This window comes from Streptomyces albipurpureus (assembly GCF_023701525.1).
In the GTDB taxonomy this organism is placed as follows: Bacteria; Actinomycetota; Actinomycetes; order Streptomycetales; family Streptomycetaceae; genus Streptomyces; species Streptomyces albipurpureus.
The window spans coordinates 332,235-358,218 of the sequence record NZ_JAMQAW010000006.1 but is presented as its reverse complement, the minus strand read 5'-3'; the positions used below and the strand labels follow the sequence as shown (position 1 = coordinate 358,218).

General features: G+C 69.2%; 19 protein-coding genes. 6 read left to right on the top strand and 13 right to left on the bottom strand.

What is annotated here, in order from left to right:
• Positions 1–6 precede the first annotated feature (6 nt).
• The 6 genes from NBG84_RS06610 to NBG84_RS06585 all read right to left on the bottom strand — a co-directional run bounded on the left by NBG84_RS06610 (position 7) and on the right by NBG84_RS06585 (position 7,939).
• The gene (locus NBG84_RS06610; RefSeq protein WP_250918334.1) at positions 7–1,464 is read right to left on the bottom strand and encodes a penicillin-binding transpeptidase domain-containing protein; all 1,458 of its coding nucleotides are present in this window, start codon (positions 1,462–1,464) and stop codon (positions 7–9) included.
• Positions 1,461–2,846: an FtsW/RodA/SpoVE family cell cycle protein gene (locus NBG84_RS06605; RefSeq protein WP_250918333.1), complete on the bottom strand. Its 1,386-nt coding sequence runs from the start codon at positions 2,844–2,846 to the stop codon at positions 1,461–1,463. Before NBG84_RS06605 ends, NBG84_RS06610 begins: the two co-directional genes overlap by 4 nt.
• An 88-nt stretch (positions 2,847–2,934) precedes the next feature.
• Positions 2,935–4,137: an ATP-binding protein gene (locus NBG84_RS06600; protein WP_425608584.1), complete on the bottom strand. Its 1,203-nt coding sequence runs from the start codon at positions 4,135–4,137 to the stop codon at positions 2,935–2,937.
• Between the two features lie 335 nt (positions 4,138–4,472).
• The gene (locus NBG84_RS06595; RefSeq protein WP_250918331.1) at positions 4,473–5,201 is read right to left on the bottom strand and encodes a hypothetical protein; all 729 of its coding nucleotides are present in this window, start codon (positions 5,199–5,201) and stop codon (positions 4,473–4,475) included.
• Positions 5,202–5,387: 186 nt separating this feature from the next.
• On the bottom strand, positions 5,388–5,720 hold the full coding sequence (locus NBG84_RS06590) for a zinc-ribbon domain-containing protein (protein WP_250918330.1): 333 nt from the start codon (positions 5,718–5,720) through the stop codon (positions 5,388–5,390).
• A complete protein-coding gene (locus NBG84_RS06585; RefSeq protein WP_250918329.1) occupies positions 5,717–7,939 on the bottom strand; it encodes a PBS lyase in 2,223 nt (740 codons plus the stop codon). The genes NBG84_RS06590 and NBG84_RS06585 overlap by 4 nt, the downstream gene beginning before the upstream one ends.
• A 182-nt stretch (positions 7,940–8,121) precedes the next feature.
• On the opposite strand from NBG84_RS06585, the gene NBG84_RS06580 reads away from it, so the two are divergent.
• Positions 8,122–9,186: a nuclease-related domain-containing protein gene (locus NBG84_RS06580; protein WP_250918328.1), complete on the top strand. Its 1,065-nt coding sequence runs from the start codon at positions 8,122–8,124 to the stop codon at positions 9,184–9,186.
• Positions 9,187–9,240: 54 nt separating this feature from the next.
• On the opposite strand, the gene NBG84_RS06575 is transcribed toward NBG84_RS06580, so the two are convergent.
• Together NBG84_RS06575 and ligD are read right to left on the bottom strand one after the other, a co-directional pair.
• Positions 9,241–10,146, bottom strand: a complete 906-nt coding sequence (locus NBG84_RS06575) for an ATP-dependent DNA ligase (RefSeq protein WP_250918327.1) — start codon at positions 10,144–10,146, stop codon at positions 9,241–9,243.
• A gap of 179 nt (positions 10,147–10,325) precedes the next feature.
• Complete coding sequence (ligD, locus tag NBG84_RS06570) at positions 10,326–11,201, bottom strand: non-homologous end-joining DNA ligase (RefSeq protein WP_250918326.1); 876 nt, start codon at positions 11,199–11,201, stop codon at positions 10,326–10,328.
• Between the two features lie 58 nt (positions 11,202–11,259).
• Between ligD and ku the strand changes: the two genes are divergently transcribed.
• A complete protein-coding gene (gene ku, locus NBG84_RS06565; protein ID WP_250918325.1) occupies positions 11,260–12,279 on the top strand; it encodes a non-homologous end joining protein Ku in 1,020 nt (339 codons plus the stop codon).
• Between the two features lie 199 nt (positions 12,280–12,478).
• Here ku and NBG84_RS06560 read toward each other — a convergent pair whose 3' ends face one another.
• Both NBG84_RS06560 and NBG84_RS06555 read right to left on the bottom strand, forming a co-directional pair.
• Positions 12,479–13,288, bottom strand: a complete 810-nt coding sequence (locus NBG84_RS06560) for an SAM-dependent methyltransferase (protein WP_250918324.1) — start codon at positions 13,286–13,288, stop codon at positions 12,479–12,481.
• 690 nt (positions 13,289–13,978) lie between these two features.
• A complete protein-coding gene (locus NBG84_RS06555; protein ID WP_250918323.1) occupies positions 13,979–14,632 on the bottom strand; it encodes a hypothetical protein in 654 nt (217 codons plus the stop codon).
• Between the two features lie 178 nt (positions 14,633–14,810).
• Between NBG84_RS06555 and NBG84_RS06550 the strand changes: the two genes are divergently transcribed.
• Together NBG84_RS06550 and NBG84_RS06545 are read left to right on the top strand one after the other, a co-directional pair.
• On the top strand, positions 14,811–15,476 hold the full coding sequence (locus tag NBG84_RS06550; protein WP_250918322.1) for a response regulator transcription factor: 666 nt from the start codon (positions 14,811–14,813) through the stop codon (positions 15,474–15,476).
• The gene (locus NBG84_RS06545; protein ID WP_250918321.1) at positions 15,476–16,666 is read left to right on the top strand and encodes a sensor histidine kinase; all 1,191 of its coding nucleotides are present in this window, start codon (positions 15,476–15,478) and stop codon (positions 16,664–16,666) included. The genes NBG84_RS06550 and NBG84_RS06545 overlap by 1 nt, the downstream gene beginning before the upstream one ends.
• 157 nt (positions 16,667–16,823) lie before the next feature.
• Here the strand turns inward: NBG84_RS06545 and NBG84_RS06540 are convergent, their stop codons facing one another.
• From NBG84_RS06540 to NBG84_RS41015, 3 genes are all read right to left on the bottom strand, one after another.
• The gene (locus NBG84_RS06540; RefSeq protein WP_250918320.1) at positions 16,824–17,159 is read right to left on the bottom strand and encodes a hypothetical protein; all 336 of its coding nucleotides are present in this window, start codon (positions 17,157–17,159) and stop codon (positions 16,824–16,826) included.
• Complete coding sequence (locus tag NBG84_RS06535) at positions 17,146–17,568, bottom strand: SAM-dependent methyltransferase (protein ID WP_250918319.1); 423 nt, start codon at positions 17,566–17,568, stop codon at positions 17,146–17,148. Before NBG84_RS06535 ends, NBG84_RS06540 begins: the two co-directional genes overlap by 14 nt.
• Before the next feature lie 456 nt (positions 17,569–18,024).
• Positions 18,025–19,050: a methyltransferase gene (locus NBG84_RS41015; protein ID WP_250918318.1), complete on the bottom strand. Its 1,026-nt coding sequence runs from the start codon at positions 19,048–19,050 to the stop codon at positions 18,025–18,027.
• A gap of 476 nt (positions 19,051–19,526) precedes the next feature.
• On the opposite strand from NBG84_RS41015, the gene leuA reads away from it, so the two are divergent.
• Both leuA and NBG84_RS06520 read left to right on the top strand, forming a co-directional pair.
• Positions 19,527–21,443: a 2-isopropylmalate synthase gene (leuA, locus tag NBG84_RS06525; protein ID WP_250918317.1), complete on the top strand. Its 1,917-nt coding sequence runs from the start codon at positions 19,527–19,529 to the stop codon at positions 21,441–21,443.
• A 2-nt stretch (positions 21,444–21,445) separates the two neighbouring features.
• Positions 21,446–25,981, top strand: a complete 4,536-nt coding sequence (locus NBG84_RS06520; protein ID WP_250918316.1) for a non-ribosomal peptide synthetase — start codon at positions 21,446–21,448, stop codon at positions 25,979–25,981.
• The last annotated feature ends 3 nt before the right edge of the window (positions 25,982–25,984 follow it).

Below are 25,984 nucleotides of genomic sequence, written 5' to 3'. Positions count from 1 at the left end.
CCCGGATCAGTGGCGTAGTGCCGCCTCCATCACCGCCCGGGCGATGGGGGCCGCGTTGCCGCCGCCGCTGATCTGGCCGCGGTTGGCCGCCGCGTCCTCGACCACCACGGCCACCGCCACCGCGGGCTGGAAGGCGTCGTCCGCCTGGGCCCAGGAGATGAACCAGGCGTACGGGGTGCCGGAGTTGTCCAAGCCGTGCTGGGCCGTCCCCGTCTTGCCGCCCACCCTCGCACCGTCGATGGCCGCGTTGGAGCCGGTGCCGTCCTCGACGACCTGCACCATCAACTGTTGCAGTCGCCGTGCTGTGGACGGCTTCATCGCCCGTTGGTAGAGGCTGGGATGGGTACGGGAGATGGACCGGGTGCCGCGGGCGATGACCCGGTCCACCAGATAGGGGCGCATCAACTCCCCGTTGTGGGCGATCGCCGCGGACACCATCGCCATCTGGAGTGGGGTGGCGGTGGTGTTGAACTGCCCGATCGACGACAGCGCCAACTGGTCCACACTCATCCGGGTGTCGAAGTTCGACGGGGTCACCAGGGAGGGAATCCGTAGATCACGGTCGTTGAAGCCGAAGGCACCCACCGTGCTCAGCATGCCGGGCAGTCCCACCTTCGCCGCGATGTTCGCCATCACGGTGTTGCACGACCACTGGATGGCGTACGCGAGTGAGGCGTTGCCGCAGCCCGGAGCCGCGTTGGGGAGAAGGGTGCGGGTGCCGGGTAGGAGGTAGGGGTCGGGGGTGTCCGTCGGCGCGTCCACATCGGTGACCACCCCCGCGTCCAGCGCCGCTGCCGCCGTCACCATCTTGAAGGCGCTCCCGGGGGGATAGGTCTGGTGGATGGCCCGGTTCACCATCGGCTGGGTGCTGGCGCCGTGGAGCCGGGCCCAGGCGGAGGTGACGGCGGGCCCGGTGCCGGAGAGGACGCCTGGGTCATAGGAGGGGCTGCTCACCAGGGCCAGCACCCTGCCGGTGGACGGTTCGAGCGCGGCGACCGCGCCCCGCTTCCCGCCGAGCCCGTCGTAGGCGGCCCGCTGCATCGACGGGTTGATCGTGGTGATGACGTCCCCACCGGGCGGTCGCCCACGGCTGAAGTCATGCCAGAGCGGAAACGCGCTCAACAGCGGGTCCAGCCCCGAGAGCGCGCGGTCCTGCGCGTCCTCGATCAGGGTGGTGCCGTAGGTCTGTGAGGAGTAGCCGGTCACCGGCGCGTACAACGGGCCCCGGTGGTAGGTGCGTTCAAAACGCAACTGCTGGCCGGTGTCCTTGGAGCCGGTCACCGATCGGCCGTCGACCATGATGTCGCCCCGCGGCTCGGCGTAGCGGGCGATGGCGGGTCTGCGGTTGGCGGGGTTCTTCCCCAGCGCGTCGGATTCGACGATCTGTAGCCGGGCCGCGTTGGCCAGCAGGGCGATGAGCAGTGCGCAGCACAGCCAAGCGGCGCGCCGGATGTAGCGGATCACCGTGTCTCCCGGGGGGTGGGGGGAAGGGCGCCGGCGCCCGGTTCGGTGAGCGGGGCCCGGGCCGAGTCGCTGACGCGGATCAGCAGGGCCACGATCAGCCAGTTGGCGACGACGGATGAACCGCCTTGCGCCAGGAACGGCATCGCCATCCCGGTGAGGGGGATCAGGCCCGTCACCCCGCCGGTGATCACAAAGACCTGGAGGGCGACGATGGACGCCAGTCCGATGGCGAGCAGTCGGCCGAAGGGATCACGCAGCTGGAGCCCGGCGCCGAAGCCTCTGGCCACCAGCAGCCCGTAGAGCAGCAGCAGGCCGGTCAGGCCGACGAGGCCCAGCTCTTCGCCCGCGGTCGCCAGGATGAAGTCCGATTTCACCGCGAAGCCGATCAGCGTGGAGTGCCCAAGGCCCAGGCCCGTGCCCAGGAGACCGCCCTCGCCGAAGGCGAACAGCGACTGTGCCACCTGGCCCGCGCCCCTGCCCGCCTCGATGGTGGCGAACGGGTCGAGCCAGTCCTCGACCCGGCTGTGCACATGTGGCTCGAACATTCCGACCGCGAACGCCCCGGCGGCCGCGAGGGTCAGCCCCACCGCGATCCAGCCGGTTCGGCCGGTCGCCACATAGAGCATGATCACGAAGAGTCCGAAGAAGAGCATCGAGGTGCCGAGGTCGCGTTCCAGGATCAGCACGCCCACGCTGGTCAGCCAGATGGTGACGATCGGCCCGAGCACCCGGCCGGTCGGCAGTTGGAGCCGCCAGATCCGGCGCCCGGTGACCGCGAGCGTCTGGTGGTTGGCGGCGAGGTAGGCGGCGAAGAACACCGCGAGCAGGATCTTGGCGAACTCGCCCGGCTGGAAGGAGAGTCCACCGACCCGGATCCAGATCCGGGCGCCGTTGACCGCGGGGAACAGGATGGGGACCGTCATCAGGACGAGGGCGGCGGCGACCGAAAGATAGGCGTATCGCTGGAGGACGCGGTGGTCTCGGAGCAGCAGGACCGTCGCGGTGAACAGTGCCATCCCCAGTGCCGACCAGATCAGTTGGGCGGGTGCGGCGGGGTGGTCCGGGGTCTCCAGGTCGAGGCGGTAGATCAGGACCAGACCGAGACCGTTGAGGAGCACGGCGATGGGGAGGAGGAGGGGGTCGGCGTAGGGCGCGCGCAGTCGGACGGCGAGATGGGCGACGAGGGCGAGCAGGCCGAGGCCCGCGCCGTAGCGCAGGACGTCATGGGGGACCGCGTGGGTCCGCGCCAGTCCGACGGCCGTGTATCCGTAGACGGAGATGAGGACGGCGCCGACCACGAGGGAGAGTTCGACGCCCCGCCGTCGTGGCTGGTGGGGCGCGGAGGGAGAAGTGCTTGCCGGCGCCCTGGTGGTGGCGGTCATGGCAGGCAACCTAGCAAGCGGTAAGTCTTATGTCCCTTATGTCACGCATGCGGCATCCCATCTGCCGTCATGGGGGGCGAACCGGCGGTCAGGCCAGCGGAGAACGGGGCGTCCGAACCGGGTTCGACGGCAGCGTCAGACTGGCGCTCGCCCCACCTCCCGGAGCATTGCTGAGCCGCAGCCGGGCCCCGATCACCGCGGCCTGACCCACCGCGATCGTCAGCCCCAGCCCGTGCCCCTTGCTGCCACCCTCGGTACGGAATCGGGCCGGGCCGTGCTCCAGCAGATACGCCGGATATCCCGGTCCCCGGTCGGTGACGGTCACCGTCAGCCCCTCCACGGTCACCACCACCGGTGTCCGCCCGTGCCGATGCGCGTTGGCGATCAGATTGCCGAGCACCCGCTCCAACCGGCGCCGATCGGTCTCCACCACGGTGTCGCGCACCACCCGCACCTCGGTCTCGGTGCCCGAGGCCCGTACCACCCGCTCGGCGAGACGGCCCAGCTCATGGAGGTCGAGATCGACCGTCTCGCTCCCCGCGTCCAGCCGGGAGATCTCCAACAGGTCCTCCGTCAGCGAACGCATCGCCCGCACCCGGTCCCGTACCAGCTCCGTCGGACGTCCTTCGGGCAGTAGTTCCGCGGCTGCCGTGAGACCGGTCAGGGGGGTCCGCAGCTCATGGGCCACATCCGCGGTGAACCGCTGCTCACTGAGGAGCTTGTTCTGCAACGAGGAAGCCATGGTGTTCAGCGCGACCGAGACCGTGGCCACCTCGTCCGGGGGGCGGGCGGGATTCCGCGTCCGCGGGTCATTGATCCGCGCGTCGAGATCGCCCGCGCTGATCCGCCGCGCCACCTGGGCCGTCAGATGCAACCTGCGGGTGACCCGGGTGACCGCGAAAGCGCCCACCAGCAGCGTCGCCCCGATGGCCAGCACCGATGAGCCGAGGATGGCCCGGTCGAGACCGGTGATCGTACGGGCGCTGAGGGTGTAGTCGACCCGCACCGCCAGTGCCCGGCCATCGGCGGGACCCGCCGCCCACATGGTGGGTCGACCGTTGTAGGTGTTCACCACCGTGCCCCGCTCCCCGCTCACCGCGAGCGCGCGCAGTGAGCCCGGCAGCTCGGCCGGGTCGACGCTCGCGTACGGGGGCAGCGGCTCCCCCGACTTGTAGGCGTCCGTCACCTCCGCCAGCCGGCCCAGCGCCTTCTCCCGGGCCTGCTCGACGGTCTGGCTGGTCACGGCCGCATGGACCAGGGTGCCCAGCAGCGCGGCCAGGACACAGCACATGCCGACGATGAAGACCGCTGCCTTCCAGGTGAGGCTGACGGCCCAGCGGGGCAGCCGTGGCCACCAGCGCCGTTCCTTCGCCACGGGGGCCGCTGCCCCGGCGGTTTCCGCCCCGGAGACCCATCGGGGGCAGGACCCCTGCCGGGAAGCCTCCGGTGGGGACCCGCTCGGGGGCGAGAGCACCGGGCCGTTCTCCGTCGAAGCCCGTGGCACCGGAGCCTGCACCGCGGCATCCCGCGGCGAACCGGAACGGCCACGGAAGCCGTACGGGGGCGCCCACGACCTCAACCGTTCCCGCCGGGACGAGGGACGTCGCACCCCGGACCGTGGCCTGCTCACCGTGGCTCCGGAACGGGCCGTGACGCCCCGGGCGCGGTCGGCGAAGCGGTCGGCTTGACGCGGATGATCTCGTCCCGCGTCGGCAGCATGGCGCCGTTCCTGGCCTCCCAGGACCAGGCCGTGCGGTACTCGTACCCGGGAATGCCCGCGGAGACCGAGCGCAACACGATGTCCCGGCCCGCCAACTCCACCCGGACCAGTTGATCGGCCGTGGACATGATCCGGGTCAGCGCACCGGACGGCTTGTCCGGTGAGTAGACCCGTACCGCCGTCAGCTGCTCGGGCAGCTTGATCGCGAGGATCAGCTCCTCCGCGCCGTCGCCGGTGAGATCGCGGTAGTAGGGCATGAGCACCGGACAGGTGTCCGAGGCGCTCCCGCAGCGGTCGAACTCCTCGATCGTCTCGCCGAAGAACCCCGCGGGGCCGTTGTACAACTCGGGGTGCTCGATGGCTTCCGCCTTGACCACGGCCACCGGATCGAGCCCGCGGACGCCCGAGCCGGGGACGGTGATCCCCGGAATCCGCGCGGTGTTCGTCTCGCCGTAGTCGTACGGGGGAGCGGTCACCGGCGGTAGCCCGGGCCAGAGCCGCACCGGCCCGGTGGCGGTGGGCGTCGGGCCCGCGCTCAGCATCTCACCCGCGTTTCCGCACCCGGCCGACAGCACGCCGACGACCGCTGTCAGCGCGGCGGCGTACAGCGTGCGGTGGCACGGATGCGGGCGCAAGGTTCTCCTGCTGGGGGCCGAAGTGGTGGTCTTGACCACCTTAAACGCAGCCGTGCCCCCGCCCTGGTGGGGACCCGTGGCAGCAGCTCCAGGGCGATGAGAACCCCTGGGCCGACGCCCCCGCCCCGGGCGCCGGGACCCGCCCGGTGCCGTGTCCCCGCGGCCATGGCCCGCTCCCGGGGGAAATCAGCGCTGGTAGGGATTCTGCCCCTGCTGCCCCTGCTGCCCGTACTGCCCCTGCGGGAGGCCCTGCGACTGCCCGCCGTGCCCACCCTGCGTCCAGTTGTCGCCCTGGGCCAGCAGCTGATCGGCCTGCTCCTTCGACAGCTGCTGTTCCACCCCGCAGAACGTGCACTGCATCGAGTACTTCGTCGAGAACGGGAACAGCGGAACGAAGAACAGCGTGAACTTGTTGACCCGCTTACGGAGTGTGTGCGCGGCCGGGTTGCCGCACGACCCGCAGACGAGGGTCAGTATCGCCAGCTGGTGAAGGTATCCCTTGGTACCGAAAATGATCATGTGGTTGGTCTCTCCCTGTTCAGCGCTTGCCGGCACAGGGCCAGCAGCTTCTCGTCCCTCACGATGTCATGGCTGCCGTACCCGCCGTCTATGGCGTTATGGCGTCGAATCCGGGACAACTCACTCCGCAGCACCTCCTGCGCACCGAGGGCGCCCGCCGCCACCGGCGCCCCACCGATCGGCTCCGCCAGTCGTTCGGCGATCGGCACCCGGGCGAACGGCATCGACTCCCACACCCCCCTGAGCATCGGCCACGCCCTTTCCGGATCGTCCGTCACCCGCCAGAGCGCGAGTGCCGCGTCCACCCGGGTCCAGGGGTCAGGCGCCCGCAGCAGCACACCGAGCTCCGTAGCGGCCTCCTCGGCAGCCCGGCCCATGGCGCCGAGCACCGAGGCAGCCGAGCGCCGGGCCCCGGAATCCCGCGCGGTGAGGACCGCCCGGAGCGTCGGCAGCACCACCGACGCGTCCCCCTCCACCGCCCAGAGCGCCCCGGCGGCCTTCGCCTCGAACGCTCCCGACATCGCCGGCGAACCGACCGCCCGCACCAGCAGCACCCGTAGGTCCGGTATCGACTCCCGAGCCGCCGGGCCGAAGGCCGTCAACGCCCGCAACACCAGCTCGATCACCCACTCCCTGCGGTACTCGGGCGCACCCCTGAGCACCCTCAGCACCTCCGGCAACGTCTCGGTGGCCCGCAGCGCGGTCACCGACGACAGCACCGGCCCCGCCAGGTCGAACAGCCGGTGATCCAACTGCAGTCCGGCCAGCCGCTCCCGTAGCGCCGGTGTCAGCGCCGCCCCCGCCTCGCCCAGATGATCCAGCGCCTGACCGAAGTCCTGCGGGGTCTCCGGCAGCTCCAGCAGCCGTGCCAGGACCGGTACCGCCCGCGGATCACCCGTCCGCGCCCACGCCGTCAGCGCATGGCCCAGCATGCGCGGACCGGTCGCCCATTCCTGCACCCAGCGCCGCGGGTCGGCCGTCACGAACTCCGCCAGCGCGTCCGACGCGGGTGCCGCGAGCGAGAACAGCTCCCCCAGGGCGATCGCGGCGGCATTGGCGAGCCGGGGCTCCTGATCGGCCAGCTGCTCCCCGATCAGGGCCACCAACTCGTCGTACTCCCCGCGCCAGGTGCGCAGCAGCCCGCAGCTCATCCGTACGGCATCGATGCGCTGGCCCCAGTCCGGGCTGCACAGCTGGTCAGCGAGGAGCGCCGTACGGTCGGCCACCCGATCGCCGAGACCGGAGTGGAGCGTGCGCAGGAGATCGCCCGTCCAGGGGGCATGCCGGCCCGCGTCAGAGCCACCCCGTTCGGCCAGCTGCCCCACCCGGGTGGGGGGCGCGGCCCTCGGGGCCGGCGGGGAGAGCGGGCCATCGGTCGCCGTCGAGCCCACCGGGTCGGCCCGTAGCTCGCGCAACATGCCCGACACCCCCGCGACCACATCCGCTGGCAGGGCCTGGGGGGCACACCGGGCGAGCTGGGCGAGGGCCGAGAGCCGCAGGCCCGCGTCGTAGGCACGCGGGGGTGCGGGAACACGATCCGACGCGGCCGGCGGAGCGAGGGCGTGGCGGGCATCGTCGGGTGGCGGTAAGGCGTCGCGTGCCCACTCGGGCAGTCCGGCCAGTTCGATCAGCCACTCCACCACCTCGGAGGCGAGCCACGCGTGCCGCAGGGCGACCCGGCCCGCCGCCTCCACACAGGCGAAGCGCACCTCCGGGTCCTGCTCTATCTTGAGCCGTTCCCGCAGCAGCCCGAGGACCAACTCCGGTTCGCTGTGGAGCGTGGCGAGGGCGAGCGGCGCGGTGAGCCGTACCCCGCGGTCGCTGGAGTCGATCAGCGTGAGAAAGGCGTCGGCGCTGGCGGTCACGGCCGAAGACGCCATGGCGTAGTTCGCCGCGTACTCGAACTCGGCGTCGTTCGGGTCGAGTTCGTCGTCGCCGTCGAGATCGATGCCGCCGATGCTGGTCAGCAACTCCACTATGCCACCGCGATCCTGCACGGCCGGATCGCTGACCAGTTCCAACAGGAACGGTATACAGGCGAGCGTCGAGTCGTAGACGTCTCCCTGGTGGTGCACCGCTCCGTACATTCCATCGAGCGCCGCCTCACGCTCATCCGGGTCATCGGACGCCAACCCGTGCAACAGATCGGGCACATCGTCCGCCGGACCGTAGGCATGTTCCAGTGCGGCCCAGTCGACCTCGTCGATTCCCCCGAACACGCCTGCCCCCTCCCAAGAGCCGAGCGCCACAACTCCGCGGCAGAACTATGCGCTGGAACCGAGCGCTTGGGGAGAGTCTGCACCACACCTCTGGCCGCAAGGGGTTATTGCCCAGAAGGCCCCGGGGCTGTTCCCATGGTTTGCAGGGAGCGGTTCGGGGCGGCGCGGGTTGGAGCGGCGACATGACGTCTTTACGGATCACACCGGCACGCTGGGAGGGGCGCGAGCGGCTCTACGTCAGCTTGCCGAACGGTCGCCATGTGGCCTGGTACGACAGCGCCCGAAGCGAGGTCGGCGCTGGTGGCGGTGGGGGTGATCGGGTTGATCGGCCCGATGGCGCCGAGAGTTGTCCGCTCCCCGCGCTCCTGGAGCGGGCCCCCGAGGACCCGGTGATCCACCCCGGCGTCCCGGCCATGGGGTCTGGCGGTGCGAGCCGGCTCAGGGAACCCGACCAAACTGAAGAACCAGTCCGTTCCGGACATGGCAGCGTCCGGGGCGGTATCGACTGTTCGCCCGTTGCTTCCGCAAGCGGCGGCGGGCGGATCAGCCTGGTCTTCGAAGGCCACCGGGAGGCCGTGCTCACGGTGCTCGCCCCCTATCTCACGGGTGATTGGACCATCGGCCCACCGCCGGTGCCCACCTCGGCCGATCTGGCCAGGCTCGCCCTCCACCCCGATGACGATCTGGCACCCAACCGCCCCGGCGAGGCGCTCCACGCCGAAGCGGACCGCATCCCCCTCCCCACCCGCCGCCTCGCCCGCAACCCCCGCCGCGCCACCTTGGCCCGGTTGGCCGCCCACCAGACGCTGGGCAGTGCGCTGGACGTCCTGGAGGAAACCGGCTGGCGGATTCTGCACGCGGTGCCGCTGGCGGGCGGCGACCGGGTCGACCATCTGGCGATCGGCCCCGGGGGAGTACTGGCCGTGCACACCCTTCCCGCCCGCCGACTACGGCTGCACATCGCGGACCCGCAGGTGCGCACCGGTCGCGGCGGGTCGGTACCCCTGCTACGGCTCACCCGCCGCCGAGCCGACCAGGCCTCCCTCGCCCTGGCGACGGCGGTACGCCCGGTGCTCGTCGTGGTGGGGGCCGGGCGGCTGACGGTGCAACGGGCGCCCACCGACGTGTGGATTCTGCGGGAGGGCGAGGTGACGCGCATCGGCGGTCTCGGCACAGTGCACAAGCCCGCCGATATCGAGGCCCTCTACGCGCTGGCCCGCGATCGCCGCACCTGGCTCAGGAGTTGATCCCCGCCCCACCGCTCACCGCTGTATGGGGTACCGGTCATTCGCCGGGGGCTCTCACCCTTCCGACCGCACCCGGACGAACCGGGCCGTCGGCTCCCTGCGCCCCGACGGCTGACGCACCTCGATCAGCAGGGGCTCGACCAGCAGCCGCAGGCTGCCGTGGTCCGGATGGTCCACCAGATCCCCGAGCCGGTCGCGGATCAACTCGCCCACCTGGAAGGACTGTGCGGCGGTCAGCCGGGGAGACGTCTTGACGACCTGCCCGTCGGGTAGTTCGACCAGCACCGCCTGGGGCCTTTCCGGTCGGCCGAAGACACCGAGCAGAGTGCCGTCCCGGGTATCGGCGTGCCGGATCTTTCGCCACGCCCAGGTGGAGCCCGGCCGGTAGGAGGAGCCCAGCGCCTTGGCCACGATCCCCTCGACACCCACCGCACGCAGGTCACGGAACCAGATGCGGGCGGTCTCCTCGTCCTGAGTGGCCAGGACCCGTTGCAGCGGTGGAACGACGTCGGCCAGCACCGATCCCAGCAGTTCCCAACGGTCCCGGAGCGGTTGGGCCCTGACATCACTGCCGGGGATCGCCAGGATGTCGAACGCGATGTAGGAGACGGGCACCCCGGACTGTCTGCGATCACCGCTGGACTTCAGCAGATCGGTGAAGCTCAACCGGCCGTCCCGGTAAGCGCACAGTTCGCCGTCGAGCACGACCCCGGGCGGTAGCTGCCTGGCCAGTTCATCGGCGATCTCGGGGAACTCGCGTGCCAGGTCCCGCCGTGAGCGCGACTGGAGGAAGACCCGACCGCCCTCCAGCACAAAGGCCAGCGCCCGGAAGCCGTCGAGCTTGAGCGAGTACTGAAAACCCCCCGGCGTACCGCCCTGCGCGGGGATGTCATCGACGGGCCTGGGGCGCATGACCTCGACGGGTGGTCGCAGGGCAGGGGTCGGTGTGGTCTCGTCCATGCCGTCAGGGTCTGCCCGGCCGGCCGTCGGAGCCGCGGGAGGCACGCCGAACGGCCCGGCCGTCACCGAGACAGCCCCCGGACGAAGGCGCTCACCGCCGGGACTGGCTCTGTTCGCCCGAACCCGGCATGGCGAGCGCCCCGGGTGCGGAGCGAACGTCCGCGGTGGCGGTGGCCGTACTAGGGCAACCGCCCCGCCCGGTCCGGATCGGTGAGGGGCGCCAACAGATCTCCATGGCGATCGAGCCTGGGCGCGATGTCCGCCAGGCGGAGGACCAGGTTCTGGCGGGCTTCCACCTCTTCCCAGGTGAGCGGTGCCGAGACGGTGGGCTCGGACCTCGCGCGCAGGGTGTACGGGGCCGCGGTGGTCTTGGCGGCGGCGTTCTGGCTGTGGTCGACGAAGACCTTGCCGGGGCGCAGGCTGCGGTTCATCCGATGGAGCACCAGCCGGGGCAGCGCCGCCTCACCCTCCTTGGCCAGTTCCTTCGCATAGGCGGAGACCCGCGCCGACGGGGTCGGCGCCAGCGGTACCAGGATGTGCAGGCCCTTGGACCCGGAGGTCTTGGCGTATGCCTCAAGGCCATCGGTCGCCAGCCGGTCCCGCAGCCAGAGGGCCACCTCGCAGCACTCTTCGACGGTGGCCGGAGCGCCGGGGTCGAGGTCGAAGACCATCCGGTCGGCGATGGCCTGCCCGTCCACCGTCCACTGCGGCACATGGAACTCGACGACCAGGTTCGCTGCCCAGACGAGTGAGGGGAGGTCCGCGATGACGACCTGACGTGCTCGGGAGTCCTCGGTGCGTGGCACGGGGGTGGTCTGTACCCACGATGGCGTACCGGGCGGCGGATTCTTGGTGAAGAACAGTTGTCCATCGGGCCCGTCCGGGTAGCGCAGGAAGGAGACGGGCCGGTTGCGGACATGGGGGAGCAGCGCCTCGGCCGTGATGGCGTAGTAGTGCAGGATCTCGCCCTTGGTGGTCCCGGTGGCGGGGTGGATGACCTTGTCCAGGTTGCTCAGTGCCAGCCGCCGCCCAGCGACCTCGGTGATCGGCGTCATACGATGAGAATCGCATGAATGCCCCATCTAGGGTTGAGTCGGATGAAAGGGATCTAACGTGCGATCCATATGGAATGGTGCGATCTCCTTTGGGTTGGTCAGTATTCCGATCAAGCTGGTGAACGCCACCGAGAACCACTCCATCTCCTTCCGGCAGATCCACACCGCGGACGGCGGGAGAATTCGCTACCGCAAAGTCTGTGAGCTGGAAGACAAGGAAGTGACGGCGGCGGAGATCGGCAAGGGATATGAGGAGGCGGATGGCTCAATCATTCCCATTACGGATGAGGATCTGGCCGCCCTGCCCCTGCCCACGGCCAAGACGATCGAGATCGTGGCCTTTGTGCCCGCCGCGTCGATCGATCCCCTGCAGATGGACGCCGCCTACTACCTCTCCGCCAACGGGGTCCCGGCTGCCAAGCCCTACACCCTGCTTCGGGAGGCACTCAAACGGAGCCAGAAGGTCGCCCTGGCCAAGTTCGCACTGCGCGGACGGGAGCGGCTGGGGATGCTCCGGGTCGTCGACGATGTGATCGCCATGCACGGACTGCTCTGGCCGGATGAGATCCGTCAGCCCGAGGGGGTGGCCCCGGAGGCCGAGGTGTCGGTCCGGGACGCGGAACTGGATCTTGCGGATGCGCTGATGGACACCCTGGGCGAGGTGGACATGGACTCCCTCCAGGACGACTACCGAACCGCGGTCGAGTCGATGATCGCCGCGAAGCTGGAGGGCGGTGGGGCGCTTCCCGAGGCCGCACCCGCTGAACGCGGTGGAAAGGTCATTGACCTGATGGCCGCGCTGGAGGGCAGTGTCAAGGCGGCGAAGAAGGCCCGTGGCGAGGGTGGTGAGGGCAGGGAAGCGGCCCAGGCGGATTCATCGGTGGCCGAGGTGACCTCGCTCAAGGGCCGGAAGAAGGCCTCGCCGAAGAAGACCGCGGCCAAGAAGTCCGCATCAGCGCGGGAACCGGCGAAGAAGGCCGCCGGGACGGCGAGCGCCGGGAAGAAGAAGGCGGCCGCGAAGAAGACCGCCGCGAAGGCCACGGCCAAGAAGTCCGCGGCGCGGAAGCGTGCTTCCTGAGGGCTGCTCCGCGATCCCCGGCAAACGTGCGGCGACAGCTACGGCTACGGCACTTCCCCTGGCCCCCGCGGCCCGGGCGGCACCCTCGGCGAGCCGCCTCGCAAGGGCGACCCGGACGACCCCGGCCGTGGGCTGATCGGGATACCCGGCCGCGGGCCGATCCGGGACGAGGGGGTTCCCAGGCCTGGCCCCGAGGGGCCTAGCGCTTGAGCGCCACGGCCCCGTACATCGCGATATCGCGGTCATCGAGGGGCGGTTGGTCCGCTGTGGGGCGCCACTTGTGCACTTGCTGAAGGCCGGGCTCAACCAGCTCCAGACCGTCGAAGAACGCCTCGGCCTGTTCCCGGGTACGCAGACACATCGGCATCCCCCGACGCTCGTACTCGGACGCCACCCGCCCGACCTCGGCCGGGGCGAAGTCGGCCGTTCCGATGGACATGGCCAGATAGCTGCCGGACGGCAGCGGGTCCAACAGCTGTTGGACCAGGGTGTGGTCCTCGGGCGGCAGGATGAAGTGCAGGATGCCGATCACCATGAGACCCACGGGCTTGTCCAGATCCAGCAGCTCCTGGAACGCCGGGGAGTCGATGATCGCGTCGGGGTCGCGCATATCCGCGTTGACGTACGCGGTGTGACCGTCGGGTGAGCTGGTGAGCAGAGCCTCCGCATGGGCCAGGACGATCGGGTCGTTGTCGACGTAGATGATCGCCGAGTCCGGGCGTTCGTCCTGGACCACCTCATGCAGATTGGGTGAGGTCGGCAGCCCGGTGCCGATGTCAAGGAACTGCCGGATGCCCGCCTCCCGCGCGAGGTAGCGGCCGGCCCGATGCATGAACGCACGGTTGGCCCGCATGTGTACGGGAAGCGCCGGCCACTCCCTGCACATGGCGTCGCCCGCCTCGACATCCACCTGGTAGTGGTCCTTGCCCCCGATGATGTAGTCGTAGACCCGGGCGGAGTGCGCCTGCCCGGTGTTCACCCCGTCCACGGCCTGCTCCTGGTCTTTCACAAGGTTCCTCCGATAATCCACCCGATGGGGTGGAGTGTAGGGGGACCTGCGGGAGGCGCTGCAACACGCGTGCGGAGCAGGCTGGTTGGGTGAGTGCGGTACCGGCCGGGTGCGCTGGGAATTCACTGGTCAGGGCGGCGGGGGGTTGCCGCCGACGGCAGGAGCCGGAGCGGGGAGGCTCCTCACCACGGCGGGGCCCGAGTGCCCCTCTGCCGTTCTCGCAGAGGCCTGAGTGACCGAGCGCGGGCGGGGTTCGCAGGGCGCTGGGACGCCGGACGGATGTGCGCTCTCCCTGCCGAGTCGCTCCCTGCCGAGTCGCTCTGTGTGTTTCGGCCACGCATCGGGGTCGCGGTGCGGGCGGTTGCCCCTTGATCTCCACCCTCGTGCCTGACTGGCGCCAACCGGCCGGTGCCGGGTCCGCCCGGGGCGCGGGGCTGGGCACCTGGCTCCGGACCGCGCCGCTGTGTCCGCGATGAAGGCCCGCGAGCCTGCCTCCGGGCGCCCCAGCGAGACAGCCCCCTCCCCCGCGTCCTCCTCGCGGAAGCGGATCCGCCCACGGAAGCCCCGTAAAGGGGCAGTTCCGGAGCGGACCCGCTGGGCGGGAACCCGTCGGGACGGTCTGCGGGAACCCGTCGGGACGGTCAGATCGCCGTGACGGGAATCCCTGACCCGCCGGCCGCGCGGCGGAGGTCAAAGAGGCACACTCGCCCCTTCGAGGCCCTGCTGCTCGCCGGTCTTCGGCTTGCCGTCCTGCTTCTTGCCGTCCTTCTTGTCCTTGCGGTCCTCGGTCGATCCGCAGGTCACCGTGAGCCGGTCGCCCTTCTTCTCCTTCGCGCAGCCGTCGGGGAGTTCGAGCAGTGGTTCGCCGTCCTCGACGGCGTCCACATCCGCGTTGACCAGATGCCCCGCGGTCCGGGTGTCGCCCTTGCGCGAGCCCAGGACATAGACCTCATCGCCCTTCCTGGGCGTGGCCTTCTCGGTCCGGTCGGTGTCCTTGGTCAGCTGCCAGGTCCAGGTGGTCCCGTCCCCGCTGCGCACGGTGACCTTCCCCGCGGACGCCGCGGTGACCTTGCCCAACTGCCAGGCCAGTACCTCTGAGCCACCGCCCGCGGCCGGCAGCGACACCTCACCGTGAATGCCCGGTGCCGACTTGTCCGCCCTGGCGCGATCCGACAGCCCCGCGAGATTGGACAGCGCATCGCGTTCGGCCAACTCATACGGGCTCTCCGGTAACACCGACGACGACTGTGTGGAGACGGATTGGGAAGTGTTCTTCGAGTTCACATCCTTGTCATAGATCAATGCGGCGGCGATCAATACCCCAAAGATCAGAAAGAAGCCCATCCATTTCCAGACGGACGACGACCTATGTCGAGATGGTTCGAGTGGTAGTGTCATGTTTTGATCCACTCCCATTGTTTCGGTGGCAACTCATTCATAGCTGAAGGGTGTTAACGCCACCGCTACCGCTCGTGTTATGCCGCTGTAATGCGGTACGCGCATGTCGAAGGAGAGACGGACTATGCGGGTCCTGATCGCCGAGGACGAAGAGGACCTCGTCGAAATCCTGTCCGAGGGGCTGCGACGTGAGGGAATGGCCGTTGACGTGGCCCTCGACGGGGCAGCCGCCTTGGAACTGCTCGCCATCAACGCCTACAAAGTGCTGATCCTGGACCGCTATCTTCCGCTCGTCCACGGCGATGACATCTGCCGCGATCTGGTCGCCGCCGGGTCTCAGACGCGCATTCTGATGCTCACCGCGTCGGGGAGTACACATGATCGGGTCTCTGGATTGACATTGGGTGCGGACGACTATCTGACCAAGCCCTTTGCATTCGCTGAACTGGTCGCACGCATCAGGGCGCTGGCCCGCCGTGCCCAGCCACCGATACCGCCCCTACTCACCCACGCGGATCTCACTCTCGACCCCGCCCGGCGGATCGTCGAGCGCGCCGGGCAGCGCGTATTTCTCACCCCGAAGGAGTTCGCGATCCTGGAGACGCTGCTTTCCGCGCGGGGCGCCGTCGTCAGCAATGGCGACCTACTGGAACAGGCATGGGACGCCCATGCCGATCCCTTCACCAACACCGTCCGGGTCACCATGGTCAGGCTCCGCCGCAAACTCGGCTCACCGCAGCTGATCGAGACCGTCACCGGCGCCGGATACCGCATGGCCGAGGTGATCTGATGAGCCTTCGGCTGCGGCTGACCGCCCTCTACAGCGGTCTGTTCCTCCTCGCCGGCGGCGCCCTCCTCACCATCACCTACCTTCTCGTCGCCAGGGCCCTGCCGCAGCGCTCGCTCCTGGGAGGTGGCCCGGTGGAGTACGGCGGGCTACGGCTCGAACTGCCCGAGTCGTTCCGCCAGACCCTCGACCAGGAGGCCACCGAGCAGCGGTCGGCCGCGCTCGGTGAACTCCTGGCGCAGTCCGCGGTCGCACTGACCCTCACCACGGTGATCGCGGTGGTCCTGGGCTGGCTGATGGCGGGCCGCGTACTGCGCCCACTGCGCCAGGTCATTGACGCCGCCCATGGGCTCTCGCCGGACAATCTGCACGAGCGGATCGAACTGCACCGCCCGGACGACGAGTTCCGTGAGTTGGCCGACACCATGAACGCGATGCTCGCCCGACTGGACGCCGGCTTCGCCTTCCAGCGTCGATTCGCCGCCACCGCCTCGCATGAGCTGCGCACCCCGCTGACCGTGCAGCGTTCGGCGGTCGAGGTCGCCCTCGCCGACCCGAACCCCTCGGTGGAGTCCCTCCGTCGGATGGCCACGAAGGTCATCAAGGCGACCGAACGCCATGAACGGTTGATCGACAGCCTGTTGTTGCTGGCCCGCAGCCAGGAGGGCATCGTGCAGCCGGCTGCCGTGGACCTTGCGACGGTGGCCGCCGCGGTGATCGATGACATCGGACCCGACGGCGAGGGGGTACGGATCACCAGAGAGCTACGGCCCGGTCGCACCCTGGGGGATCAGCCGCTGCTGGAACGGCTGGCCGCCAATCTGGTGGAGAACGCCGTCACGAACAATGTCCCCGGTGGCTGGGTACACATACGGACGGGAACCCACCAGGGATACGCCATGTTGGAGGTCACCAACAGCGGGCCCTATGTGCCACCCGCGGTGGTGGGCACGCTCTTCGAACCGTTCCGTCGGCATGAGGAGAACCGCCCCGGCCCGGTCAGGACGCCGGCCGGCCAGGCGAGCGCCGTGCCCATGAGGTCGGATCGGAAGTCCACCAAGGGCGTCGGCCTGGGCCTTGCGATCGTCTCCGCCATCACCTCGACCCACCGCGGCTGGATCAACGCCCGATCCCGCGCGGACGGCGGCCTACAGATATCGGTGGGTCTGCCGACTCACCCAACGGGCCATTGAGCGGGCGTCGGGGTCCACTGCCGGGCGCAACGCCCCGCACTCCCAAGCGGCGATACCTCCCAGGCGAAGACCCCTCGCACCGAACTAAGCGGGACAGCCCCCTGGTCAGGCAACCCCCGCACCGTCCGAAGTGGGACGGCTCCTGTTCGATCAACCGCTATGCCGGGCGCAACACGAACAGCCCCCACCCCAGACAGCGTCTGCCGTACTCCAGATGCCCTCGCCGGGCATGGTCGAGGAAGTGCCGTACGAGCGGTGCGTCCTCGTCACCGGGGTGAGTCTCCAGCCATTCGGCGAGCGTCCACCACTGCGCTCCGATGTACCGGTCCCAGCTGTTCTCATCGGCGATGACCATCTCCACCAACTGCATCCCCGCTGCCTCGAAACGGTCCATCGTGCCGACCAGCGAGGTGAACTCCCCGGGCTCACAACCAAGGGCCTCATAGGCTTCCGGCGGCGGCTGCTCCTTCCAGAACGGTTCACCGAGCAGCATGAGCCCCCGTGGCCGCAGCGCCGGACGCAGGGTCTTCACCATCCCGCCGATGCCCCCGGCGATCCAGCTGGCTCCGACGCACGAAGACCACGTCATACTCGGCCCCGGCGGGTACGGATGTGGTGTCCCCGACGGTGAATCGCACCCGTTCCGCTACGCCCAGCTCGGCTGCCCGCGCCTGAGCGTCGACGATGAACCCGTCGTTGTTGTCCACACCGACGCCGCCGATGCCGAAGCGCTTGGACCAGCGGGTCAGCATCTCCCCGCGGCCGCAGGCCAGGTCGTACTGGCGTTGGCCCTCCCGTAGCCGGCAGACTTCGCCGAGCTGGGTGAGTTGTGCCTCGGTGTAGGGATTGAGGATGCGTCCGGTCGCCAGGAGTCGGGCGAACTGGTCGCGTTCCATCTTCATCTGCTGCCCCTCCCACGGCGGGAGCGCGTGCCCCGCCTCCATCGATCTGAGGCCTGTGAACTGCGAGCAGAGGTCTGTGAGCTGCGGCTTACCAGCCGCGGCTCGCAGTCCGCGGCTCGTGGCCCCTCTGCGCGGGGTGGTGCGTTCCACGCGCGGTGACGGCTGCCACCGGCACACCGCCCGACCCCGACCTCGACCCCGATCCTGACACCGACCCCGACCCCGACCCCGGCACTGACCCCGACCCCGGCACACCGTCTCGCACTCGCACTCGCACTCGCAGTGGCACCGGCACACGTCTGGCAACAGCTCTCGCGCCCTCACGAGTGCTGTTGTGATAGGGCCCGGTCCGCTGACGGTGGCGAACCGGGTCGTGAGGCGTCGCAGCCACCCCTCACGACCCGGAGCCTGGGTGTGGTGTGCGTGAGGCTCCGCCCCTAGGGGCAGCCATGGAGTTCACGCACGCGCCACGAAGAGCCGCCCGGTCGGGAAGGGCTGCCGGATGCAGACGACATCCGAGAACCCGGCCGCCTGGAACTTGTCCCGCCACTGCGATTCGGTGAGCAGCCCGCGCCCCATGAACTGCTGATGCATGTACGTGACCAGGGCGCTGAACCGCCGCTCCCAGCCCATCGCCGCGTAGGGCACGGCCTCAGTGACGGCGAGGAACCCATCGGCGCCCAGCGCAGCCCGGGAGTTGCGGAGGATTCGGTCAGCGATCTCCTCCTCCTCGGGCATCATGTCGTGGAAGACGAACCCCGCGGTGATCGCCTGGGCGCCCTGGAGTACGGACGGGTCATCGGCGAGCGATTGGATCGGTGCCTCGACCACCGTCATCCGGTCTTCCACACCGGCGAACTTCGCTGCCTCCACTGCCGCAGCGCAGGCGTCATGCGCCATGTCCAGTGCCACGCCGGTGGCTTCCGGGAAGGCTTGGAGCACTTCGATGACCAGCCGTCCGGTGCCTGCCCCGAGGTCCACGATCCTGCTCGGGCGGGCGTCGAAGATGGTGGCGAGCAAGGCCGGATAGAAGGCCTTGGACCCCATCCACTGCGAGCTGACGGCCACCTCGCGCATATCGCGGTGGTGGATGCGCCGGGCTGCCGGAGCGTCCTTCAGAAACTCCCGGGGGTTCTCCACGAACGGCCGGTTCGCGTTGAGTGCCCAGGAGACATAGCCGGCCTGGTAGCACAGCCACTCCAGTTCCGGCACGGCCCGGAAGCCGCCCTCCGTGCCGTGATCGCGCTCGACGATCGCGGCGGCCTGGTACGCCTCCAGGAGATCTGCCACCGCCTTGACGGGCAGGTCGACGTCGGCGGCGAGCTGTTCCGCCGTCACCGTGTCACCCCGCTGGAGATACGGCAGTACCCCAAGCCGGTCGCCGATTTCTAGGAATGCGCCCAGAGCGGCAACGTCCGAAGCGGGACTGAATGCGGCGGGTGGTGATACTGCGTCGACGCTGAGAATTGGTTCATGGATCACTGGATGCCTCCCCGAATGGCTTCCTTGGTTCTGGATTACTTTTTGTGATCGCGGTAGGCCATCAAGGTAAAGCAGTGCTAGATGACTGTCAACGATAGCTATCTTGTGGGATGTGGAATTGCCGATACCGATCCAGAAACCCAGGAAAGAAAAGGGATTGATCTTTCTTTCGCATGTGTCTTGCATATGAACTAGCAGGTCAGAGTCGTGTTGGGCGGTCCGGTATTAACGGAAGTCCGAAAGAGCCTTGACAGCTCATGGTGGCCCTGTTTTATATTCGCTTTACCTGGAACTCGGAGTTGGATCAACAGTAGTAGATCATTTCGAGAGGTCGGGAAGTGGTTCGCTCGGGGGTTGTGGCGGACACACTGCGCCCTGTCTGAATATATGACAAGGCGGGCTGTCGGTCGATTATGGGAATTGATTGGCGGCGATGGTTCCACAGTAAAACCGCAAGAAGCCGACGGGGGTTGGTGATGAAGAACCGACAGTTATCATCGCGTATGCCGTATGGGCGTTATCGTCCCTTCGGCGCCATTCATAGTCCAAGACGGGACTGGCCGGCGAAGACACTTACCAACGCGCCTCGCTGGTGCTCGGTGGATCTGCGCGACGGCAATCAGGCACTTGTCGACCCCATGGACCCTGAGCGCAAGCGACGGATGTTCGACCTGGTCGTCGGCATGGGCTTCAAGGAGATCGAGGTCGGTTTCCCCTCGGCTTCCGGCGCGGACTTCACCTTCGTCCGTGAACTGATCGAAGAGGACGCGATCCCATCGGACGTCACCCTCGCGGTGCTCACCCAGTGCCGTGCGGAGTTGATCGAGCGAACCTTTGAAGCGATCCGGGGCGCCCGGCGTGCGATCGTCCATCTCTACAACTCCACCAGCCCCCTCCAGCGCCGAGTGGTGTTCAAGGAGAGCCGGGCCGGCGTCAAGGCGCTCGCCGTCAGCGGTGCTGAGCTCTGTCTGAAACTCGCCGAGCACTCCGGTGCGGACATCTTCTTCGAGTACTCGCCGGAATCGTTCTCCGGAACCGAACTGCCGTACGCGGCCGAGGTCTGTGAGGCCGTGTGCGAGGTGTGGCAGCCCACCCCCGACCACCAGGCGATCATCAATCTGCCCGCCACGGTGGAGATGTCCACCCCCAACGTCTACGCCGACCAGATCGAGTGGATGCACCGCAATCTGCCGCGTCGCAATGCGCTGGTGCTCAGCGTCCATCCACACAACGACCGCGGCACGGCCGTCGCCGCGGCCGAGTTGGGTCTGATGGCGGGGGCCGACCGGGTCGAGGGCTGCCTCTTCGGCAACGGTGAGCGCACCGGCAATGTCTGCCTGGTCACGCTCGGTCTGAACCTCTTCTCCCAGGGGATCGACCCCCAGCTCGACTTCAGCGGCCTCGATGAGATCCGCAGCACCGTGGAGCACTGCAACCAGCTGCCCGTGCACCCCCGGCATCCCTACGGGGGTGACCTCGTCCACACCGCCTTCAGCGGCTCCCACCAGGACGCCATCCGCAAGGGACTCACCGCGCTGGAGGCCACCGCGGCCACCCGGAACACCCCCGTGGCACAACTCCCCTGGGAGGTTCCCTACCTCCCCGTTGACCCCCGTGACCTGGGGCGCGGCTACCACGCGGTCATTCGGGTCAACTCCCAGTCAGGGAAGGGCGGAGTGGCCCATGTGATGAGCCGTTGGCACGGCTTTGAGCTGCCGAGGCGACTACAGATCGCCTTCGCGTCGGTCATCCAGGAGCGCACCGACCGTAGGGGCGGTGAGGTGACGCCCACCGAGATGCTCGCCGTCTTCGAGCGGGAGTATCTCGACGCCGGCGACCCGGCGCCGATCGCCGCCGGCAGCCAGCACCCCACCCCCGACGACGGCACGGTGTCCCTGCTCAACCATCGCCCGCCACCGAGCTGGGGCGGTGCGGTCCCGCTCGCCGTGGAGCTCCGCAGAGGCGAAACGATCCATCACGCCCAAGGGCGGGGCCCCGGGCCGCTTTCCGCCCTGGTGGACGCGCTGAGCGAACTCGGCCTTGACGTCCGGGTGCTCGATCACACCACGCACCCGCTCGGGATCCCAACGCCCCACCAGAGCGGAGAACCATCCCGCCCAAGCACACCGCCCCCCGACAACACAACACCCCGCGCGACCCCACCACCCACCCCCAACGCCGCCATCGCGCCGGGAACCCTGACCGGCCCCATGGATCGGGCCCAACCCACCACTACCACCGAGCCGGCCACCACCGGCACTCCCACGGTCTGCTACGCCGAGTGCTCCGTCGCCGGCCGCTCCAGCTGGGGTGCCGGTGTGCACCCCGACGCCGTCACCGCTTCCTTCCGGGCCGTCCTATCGGCCGTCAACCGTGCCTCTCGCAGGAGCTAGGTATGTCGCTTGAGACGTCCCTCGAAGACCTCTACCCCTTGTCGCCCCTTCAGCTCGGCCTGCTCTACGAAGCCACGGCCGAGCCCGGAATGTATGTCGAGCACTGCCGCTTCCGCATCGAAGGCACCCTTGATGTGGCCCGCTACCACCGCACCTGGCAGCGCATAGTGGCCCGCCACCCCATTTTGCGCACCTTCATCACCCACGGCGACGACGGACAGCCGCTCCAAGCAGTCCTCAAGTCGGTCGAACTGCCCCTCACCCAGCTCGACTGGCGGGGTATGCCCGCCGACCAGCAGGAGACCCGGCTGGAGCGGTACTGCGAGAACGACCGCCTCCAGGGCTTCGATCTGGAGCGTGCCCCCGTCTCCCGCCTCTCGGTCATCCGCCTCGGCGACGGCGCCTGGGAGTCGATCTGGACCTTCCACCATCTGCTGTTCGACGGGTGGAGCGTCGCCAAGGTCGTCAACGAACTGAGCGCCCTCCACACCCACCCCAGCACCGAACCACCGGTACCACCGCCGTACCGCGACTACATCGCCTGGCTCTCCGGCCGCGATCACAACGCGGCCCGGTCCCACTGGAAGGAGTATCTCGCCGGTTTCACCGCACCCGTTCGGCTCGACCTCCCGCCCGGTGGCCCCAGCGCCCCCCAGCTCGGCGAGTTGATCCAACTGCTCGACATCGAGACCACCGTACGACTCCATGAGACCGCCCGCCGGTTGCGGGTGACCCCCAACGCGATCGCGCAGAGTGCCTGGTCACTGGTGCTGGCCCGCTACACCGGCCGCGATGACATCGTCTTCGGCACCACCGTCTCCGGCCGCCCGCCCGCCCTCCCGCAGGTGGAGGAGATGGTGGGTCTGTTCATCAACACCGTCCCCGTACGGGCCCGGCTCAGCCCCGAACTGTCCGCGGCCGAACTGATCCAGACAGTCCAGGCGGAGCAGTTCAACCGGGAGCCGTTCGAGCACACTCCGCTGAACGAGATCCAGGGGCAGGCCGAAGCGCCGTCCGGAGCTCCGCTGTTCACCACCCTGTGCGTCTACGAGAACTACCCCGATGTCAGAAAGCTCGCCAAGGAGGAGGTGGCGTCCAACCTCCTGGGCCCGCAGAGCCGGGTGGATCTACGGGCGGTCGGGAGCGTCACCAACTACCCGCTCTCGGTCATCCTGGTACCCGGCGAGCGGCTCAAGCTGGACTTCCTCTTCGACGCCCGCGCCATCTCCACCGCCGTCGCCGAACGCATGATCCGCTATCTGGCCCATGTGATGTCGGAGCTGGCCACCGACCCGGACCGCCCGCTGCGCGAGGTGTGGCAGGTCCCCGCCGATCAGCGCGCCCAGCTGCTGTCCCGTGGCGAGGGGCCGGTCCAGAAGCTCCCCGACCTACCCGTCCACACCCTGGTCGAGCAGATCGCGGCGGACGCACCCCACCGCACGGCCGTGATCGCGGACGGCCGCGAGCTGACCTATGGCGAACTGGTCTCCCACGCGGGGGTGTTGGCAAGGGTCCTCATCGACCGCGGGGTGCGCCCCGGCGACCTCGTCGGTGTCTCCCTCAGCAGGGGTACGGAGCTGGTGGTGGCGCTGCTGGCCGTACTGACCGCCGGTGCCGGATACGTACCGCTGGAGCCCGAGTTCCCCAAGGCCCGACTGTCGTTCATGATCGATGACGCTCGGCCCGCGGCCGTCATCGGCGAGGCCGGGGTGGGCGAACTCTTCGACGCCGACTGGGTCGAGTTCATCGAGCTGGACCATCTGGTCCCCGCCGAGGAGGAGGTGCGGCTACCGGAGGTCTCCGCCGAGTCCATCGCGTACTGCCTGTACACCTCCGGTTCCACCGGGCGGCCCAAGGGCGTACTGGTCGGCCATCGGCCCATCGTCCGGCTGGCGTTCGGCATGACCGGGGTACGACTCGGCGCGGAGACCCGGATGCTGCAACTGGCACCCGCGAACTTCGACGCCTCCACCGTCGAGGTGTGGACCACCCTCCTCAACGGAGGCACCATCGTGGTCTATCCACCCGAGACCCCAAGCGTCGCCGAGCTGGGCAGGATCCTGGCGAACCACCAGGTCACCACGGCCGTTCTCGCCACCGCACTCGCCAACAGCATCATCGACACCGATCCCGCGATCCTCGCCCCACTGAGTCAGCTGATGGTCGGTGGCGAAGCGATGTCGGTGGCGCACACCCGTCGGCTCCAGGCCAGTTTGCCCCAACTGGAGGTCTTCAACGGGTACGGCCCCACCGAATCCACCAGTTTCACCTCGATGCACCTGGTCCCCACCCCACTGCCCGCCGCCACCCAGACCGTACCGATCGGCCGACCGATCGGCGGCACCCGGATACGGCTGCTCGACCCCTTGGGCGATCTGGTGCCCGACGGCGCTCCGGGTGAACTCTGCATCGGTGGCGACGGCCTCGCGGTGGGCTATCTCCAGCGGGCCGACCTCACCGCGAGCGTCTTTCGGAAGAATCGTTTCGAGTCGGGCGGGGAGCGGCTCTACCACAGCGGTGACTCCGTACGCTGGCTCCCCGACGGCACCCTGGACTTCGTCGGCCGTATCGACCACCAGGTCAAGGTCCGGGGCTTCCGGGTCGAACCGGGGGAGACCGAGAGCGTTCTGCTCACCCACCCCGATGTGGCCGCCGCCGTCGTCGTACCGCGGCACGACGAGACCCACGCCCGACTGATCGGCTACTACACCACCCAGGACGGCTCGGCGCTGCCGGCAACCGCTCTGCGGGACCACCTCGGCGCGACCCTGCCGGACTATATGGTCCCCTCCACCTTCGTCCATCTGGGGCGGCTGCCACTGACCGCCAACGGCAAGGTCGACCGGGCCGCTCTGCCCGAACCGGAGGTCGCCGCCCCGATCGAGGCGTACGCGGCTCCGCGCACCGCGCTGGAAGAGACCCTGGCCCGGATCTGGGCCCAGGTGCTCGGCGTCCCCCAGGTCGGGGTCCACGACAACTTCCTGGAGCTGGGCGGCGACTCCATCCACGCCATCCAAGTCGTCGCCCGGCTCCGGGAGGAGCACGCGTCGCTCACCCCACGGCAGATCTTCCGCCACCCCACCATCGCGGAACTGGCTCCCGAGGTCTCGTTGATCGAAGCGGCCACCGAGGACCAGGGGCTGATCACCGGCGCACTGCGCTCCGGACCCATCCAGTCCTGGTTCTTCGACCAGGCGCTGGCCAGGCCCGACCACTTCAACCAGTCCCTGGTGCTGCGGGTACCGGCCGACCTCGACATCGCCGCCCTCCAGCAGGCCGTCCAAGGGCTGCTGCTGCACCATGACGCACTGCGCAGCCGGGTCCGACCCGGCGGGGAGCTCCATCTCGCCGGCGCTGAGGCCGCCGACCCCGCCTCCGTGGTCCACCTCACCGAGGCCGCGACCGACGAGGAGTGGGCGGCGATCGCCGACCAGGCGCAGGGCTCGCTCGACCTGACCAAGGGCCCCGTGATCCGGGCGGTCCTGGCCACCCGCGACGGCCGCCCATGGCGACTGCTGCTTGTGGTGCACCACCTCGCCGTGGACGCCGTCTCCTGGCCACTGCTCGTCCAGGATCTGGGCGCCGCCTACCAGCAGAGCGCCGCCGACCAGCCGGTCACCCTGCCCGCCAAGACGGCCGGCTACCGCAAGTGGCTCGACCACATCCGCGAGCACGCCCAGGACCCGGAGGTGGAGGCCAGCCGCACCTACTGGGAGCGCACCCTGGCCGTGGCGCCGCTACCGCCCGTACCCGTGGACACCCACACCGCCGAGCGCGCCACCGTCCACGGCAGTGCGGCCATCCAGACCGTGCTGCCGCCCGACCTCACCCACTCGCTGCTCAAGGACGCCGGGACCGCCTACCGCACCCGCCCCGATGAGCTGGTGCTCACCGCGGTCGCACTCGCCTCCCACGCCCTCAGCGGCAGTGGCGAACTGCTCGTCAGTGTGGAGAACAACGGCCGCCACCCCTTCAGCGACGACATCGACCTCTCCCGGACCGTGGGCTGGTTCACCGCCCTCTACCCGGTACGGATCACCCTGCCGTCGGACACCGCCGACCTCAGCGCCGTCATCAAATCGGTGAAGGAGCAGCTACGGGCCGTCCCCCTGCGCGGACTGAGCTACGGCATGCTGCGCTTCCTCCACCCCGACCCGCTGCCGGCGGGCCCCGGGCCCTCGATGGCGTTCAACTTCCTCGGCTCGCTGATGGCCCCCGGCAGCGGTACCGACCAGCCGTTCACCGCCGCCCCCGAACCGACCGGCGCCACCTGGCACGCCGACAACCACCGGCAGCACCTCCTCGACATCCCGGTGAAGGTGGCCGACGGCCGACTGGAGATCCACCTCGTCTACTCCGCCGTCCACTACCGGCCCGAGACCGTGCAGACGCTCGCCGACGAGATCGACACCCGGCTACGGGCCCTGATCGAGCACTGCCTCAACCCCGCCCACCACGGCGCCACCTCCTCCGACTTCCCGCTGGCGAAAGTCAGCCAGCGCTCACTGGACCGGCTGATCAACCGGCTCGGGAAGTAGGCC